The organism is Leucobacter sp. M11 (genome assembly GCF_035726885.1).
GTDB lineage: Bacteria > Actinomycetota > Actinomycetes > Actinomycetales > Microbacteriaceae > JAPFRB01.
Window position 1 is genome coordinate 84661 of the sequence record NZ_JAPFRB010000006.1, and the last position, 3758, is coordinate 88418.

Consider the following 3758-nt stretch of genomic DNA (forward strand, 5'->3'; position numbering starts at 1 on the left):
AGTGGCAGCCCCTGCCCGGCCGTGCCGTCGTGCTCTCCGGCTCCAGTTCCTCGATGACCAACCGCCAGGTTGCCCGGTACCGCGAAACGGCCCCGTCCCGGCCCCTCGACGTGGCCCGGCTTCTCGCCGAGCCCGCCGCCACCCTGGCCGAGGTGCTCGCCTGGGTGCGCGAGCAGCCCGAGGCGGGCGCGGCCCCGCTCGTCTTCGCGACCGCCGCCCCCGAGGCGGTGCGCGCCCTCCAGGAGCGCTACGGCGCGGAGGTCACCAGGACCGCGATCGAGGCCTTCTTCGGCGCGCTCGCGGTCGAGCTTGCCGCGCGGGGTTTCCGCCGCTTCATTGTCGCGGGCGGCGAAAGCTCCGGAGCGGTGACCGAGGCGCTCGGGGTCTCTGGTTTCGCGCTCGGCCCCCAGATCGCCCCCGGGGTGCCCTGGGTTCGCTCCCTGGACGGGGCGCTCGATCTGGCGCTCAAGAGCGGGAATTTCGGCGACGAGGACTTCTTCGCCCGCGCGCAGGGGCTCGCAACGGACGAGACGAAGGACGCCCGATGACCAAGTTTGCCGCGAACCTGTCCATGCTCTTCACCGAGCTGCCCTTCCTCGACCGCTTCGCCGCGGCCGCCGAGGCCGGCTTCGGGGCCGTCGAATTCCTCTTCCCCTACGAGGAGGAGGCCGCCGAAATTCGTGAGCGTCTGGACGCGCACGGGCTGGAGCTCGCCCTGTTTAACCTGCCGCCCGGCGACTGGGCCGCGGGGGAGCGCGGCATCGCCTGCCTGCCCGGCCGCGACGAAGAATTTCTCGCGGGCGTGGCCCTCGCCCTCGACTACGCGGCGGCGCTCGGCTGCCCCAAACTCCACCTCATGGCCGGGCTCGGCGACGCCGCCGACCCGGGAGCCCGCGAGCGCTACGTCGCCCGGGTGCGCCAGGCCGCCGAGCTCGTGCACGCGGCGGGCCGCACCCTGCTCATCGAGCCGATCAACCCGATCGGGATGCCCGGGTACTTCCTGAACAGCGTCCGGCTCGGGCGGGAACTGCTCGAGGAGATCGACCACCCCGGCGTGAACATCCAGCTGGACCTGTTCCACGCGCAGATCACCGACGGCGACCTGAGCCGCCTCATCGCGGCCCTCGGGGAGCGCATCGGCCACGTGCAGATCGCGTCCGTCCCCGAGCGAAACGAGCCCGACGGCGGCGAGACGAACCTCGGTTACCTCATGGACCGGCTCGCCGAGGCGGGCTACCGGGGCTGGGTCGGCTGCGAGTACGTGCCCGCCGCGGGCACCGTCGCGGGGCTCGGCTGGCTCGACCGCGTGCACCGCAGCGATCGGGCAGCCCGATGATCCCCGCGCAGCGCCAGCGCGCGATCCTGCAGCGCGTCCGCGAGCGCGGCACGGTGTCGATCCCCGAGCTCGTCGAGCTGCTCGACGTCTCGCACATGACCGTGCGCCGCGACATCGCGGTGCTCGAGGAGACCGGCCGCGTCGTGTCCGTCTCGGGCGGCGTCAGCCAGCCCGCCCAGCTCAGCGCGGACCAGGAGCGCGAGGTGAAGGCGGGAATGCGCCCCGCCGAGAAGTCCGCGATCGCACGGGCCGCGTGCGCGCTCGTGGAGCCGGGCAGCCTCGTCTACCTCGACGCGGGCACCACGACCCTCGCCATCGCCCACGAGCTGGCCGAGCGCCCAGATGTCTCGGTCATCACGAACGACCTGGTCATCGCGACCTTCCTCTCGCAGAACTCCGAGTGCGGGCTGTCCTTCGTCGGCGGCAGCATCGACCGCCGCAACCTCTCCTCCGACGGCGCGATGGCGGCGGGCGCGATCGGCGCGTACAACATCGACATCGCGTTCGTGTCCACGTCGTCCTTCGACCTGCGCGCGATCTCGGTGCCGAACGACGCGAAGCAGTCGGTGAAGGACGCGATCATGCGGCACTCCGCGAAGGCCGTGCTCGCCACGGACAGCTCGAAGTACGGCAAGAAGGCGCAGCTGCGCGCCGTCGAGCTTGCCCGCTTCGACACCGTCATCACCGACCCCGGGCTTCCGCAGAGCGTCATCGACGGCATCCGGGAACAGGACGTGACGCTGATCCTCGCCGCCCCCGACACCGCGGAGCCTCCGGGTGCCGCCCCGGGCGCGGACTCCGGAGCGGGGCAGCCCGAAACCGGCTAAGCGCCTCCGCGCATCGCCGGCGGCCGCCGTCGGCGAGGGCAGAGCCCGCGCAAAAACGCGGCACCTCCCCCGCGCGCCACACGATTTCCCCGACTATTTCCTCAACCAGACCATCGAGAAAGGATGCCCATGCGCATCATCGTCACCGGCGGAGCCGGCTTCCTCGGCACCCGAGTTATCGAGCTGCTGCTTGCCCGGGCCAACGCCGGCGCCGCCCCCATCCCGTTCACCGAGATCGTCTCCCTCGACCTCGCCCCGAGCCGGGTCGAGGACGACCGGGTCAGTTCGATCGTGGGGGACATCACCGACCCCGAGCTGCTTCGCCAGGCGATCACCGCGGATACGGTGGGGATCTACCACCTCGCCGCCGTGCTCTCCGGCGGCGCGGAGTCCGACTTCGACCTCGCCATGCGGGTCAACGTGGACGGCACCCGCGCGATCCTGGAGGCCGCCCGCGCCGCCGGGTCAACGCCCCGCTTCGTGTTCACGAGCTCCCTCGCGGTCTTCGGCCGCGGCGTGCCCGCGCAGGTCCCCGAGTCCTGGGCGGCCCAGCCCGAGTCCAGCTACGGCATGGTGAAAGCCATCGGCGAGCTGCTCGTGAACGAGTACAGCCGCAAGGGCTTCGTGGATGGCCGGATCTGCCGCCTGCCCACCATCTCGGTGCGTCCGGGCACGCCGAACTCGGCCGCGTCCTCCTTCCTGAGCGGGATCATTCGCGAGCCGCTGAACGGCATCGCCGCGGGCTGCCCCGTGCCCGAGGACACCCCGGTGTGGATCTCGTCCCCTGACGCCGCCGCCCAGAACCTCGTGCACGCCCTCGGCGTGGACGGCCAGGCCATCGGGGGCTGGCGAGCCATGAACATCCCCGGGATCAGCGTCACGGTCGCCGAGATGCTCGCCGGGCTGGAGCGCAGCGCCGGAGCCGAGGTACGCGCCCTCGTCACCGATGCGCCCGAGGCCCGCGTCGCGGACATCGTCTGCTCCTGGCCCGGCGACTTCGCCGTGGACCGCCTGCTCGAGCTCGGCTTCGTTCGCGACGCCGGCATCGACGAGATCATCGCGCAGTACCGCGCGGCCTTCGCCCCGGAGCCCACGGGCCCGGCGGCACAGACCCCCCAGAGCGGCACCGTTGCCGCCCCGAACCAGAACGGAGCCGGCGCATGACCCCGGACACCCTCAGCCCGGAATCGGGCGTCATCGCGATCATCGGGCTCGTGCTCGCCGTCGCGGTGCTGATCTTCCTGGTGCTGCGCACCAAGGTGCACGCGATCATCGCCCTCGTGGTGGCCGCGTCCATCGCGGGCCTCGCGGCCGGGATGACCCCGGAGGCGGCGATCGCCTCCATCACCACGGGCTTCGGCTCGACCCTCGCCACCATTGGTCTCGTCGTCGGATTCGGCGTGATGATGGGCAAGATCCTGGAAACCTCGGGAGCCGCCGAGAAACTCGCGCTCACCCTCGTGAAGTGGCTCGGCCGGCACCGCGAGGAGTGGGCCATGGCCGTCGCGGGCTTCATCGTGTCGATCCCGATCTTCGTGGACTCCGCGTTCGTGATCCTGCAGCCCCTCGTGAAGGCGCTCAGCCGGAGCACGGGC

General features: G+C 71.8%; 5 protein-coding genes. All 5 read left to right on the forward strand.

The genetic code is table 11. The annotated features are described in order from the left end of the window. Positions 1-548 (forward strand): four-carbon acid sugar kinase family protein (locus tag OOT08_RS17455; RefSeq protein WP_325094132.1); only part of this gene is annotated, 548 nt, incomplete at its 5' end. Further along, positions 545-1336, forward strand: a complete 792-nt coding sequence (otnI, locus tag OOT08_RS17460) for a 2-oxo-tetronate isomerase (protein ID WP_325094133.1) — start codon at positions 545-547, stop codon at positions 1334-1336. The genes OOT08_RS17455 and otnI, both read left to right, overlap by 4 nt. Next, entirely contained in the window at positions 1333-2163 is an 831-nt protein-coding gene (locus OOT08_RS17465) for a DeoR/GlpR family DNA-binding transcription regulator (RefSeq protein WP_325094134.1), read from the forward strand. The genes otnI and OOT08_RS17465 overlap by 4 nt, the downstream gene beginning before the upstream one ends. A 129-nt stretch (positions 2164-2292) precedes the next feature. Beyond that, on the forward strand, positions 2293-3327 hold the full coding sequence (denD, locus tag OOT08_RS17470; protein ID WP_325094135.1) for a D-erythronate dehydrogenase: 1035 nt from the start codon (positions 2293-2295) through the stop codon (positions 3325-3327). Continuing rightward, positions 3324-3758: GntP family permease (locus tag OOT08_RS17475; protein WP_325094137.1), on the forward strand; the 435-nt coding region annotated here is incomplete at its 3' end. The genes denD and OOT08_RS17475, both read left to right, overlap by 4 nt.

Bases quoted from the DNA above. Each gene is read 5' to 3' on its own strand.
- otnI (WP_325094133.1), top strand. From the start codon at position 545: ATGACCAAGTTTGCCGCGAACCTGTCCATGCTCTTCACCGAGCTGCCC.
- OOT08_RS17465 (WP_325094134.1), top strand. From the start codon at position 1,333: ATGATCCCCGCGCAGCGCCAGCGCGCGATCCTGCAGCGCGTCCGCGAG.
- denD (WP_325094135.1), top strand. From the start codon at position 2,293: ATGCGCATCATCGTCACCGGCGGAGCCGGCTTCCTCGGCACCCGAGTT.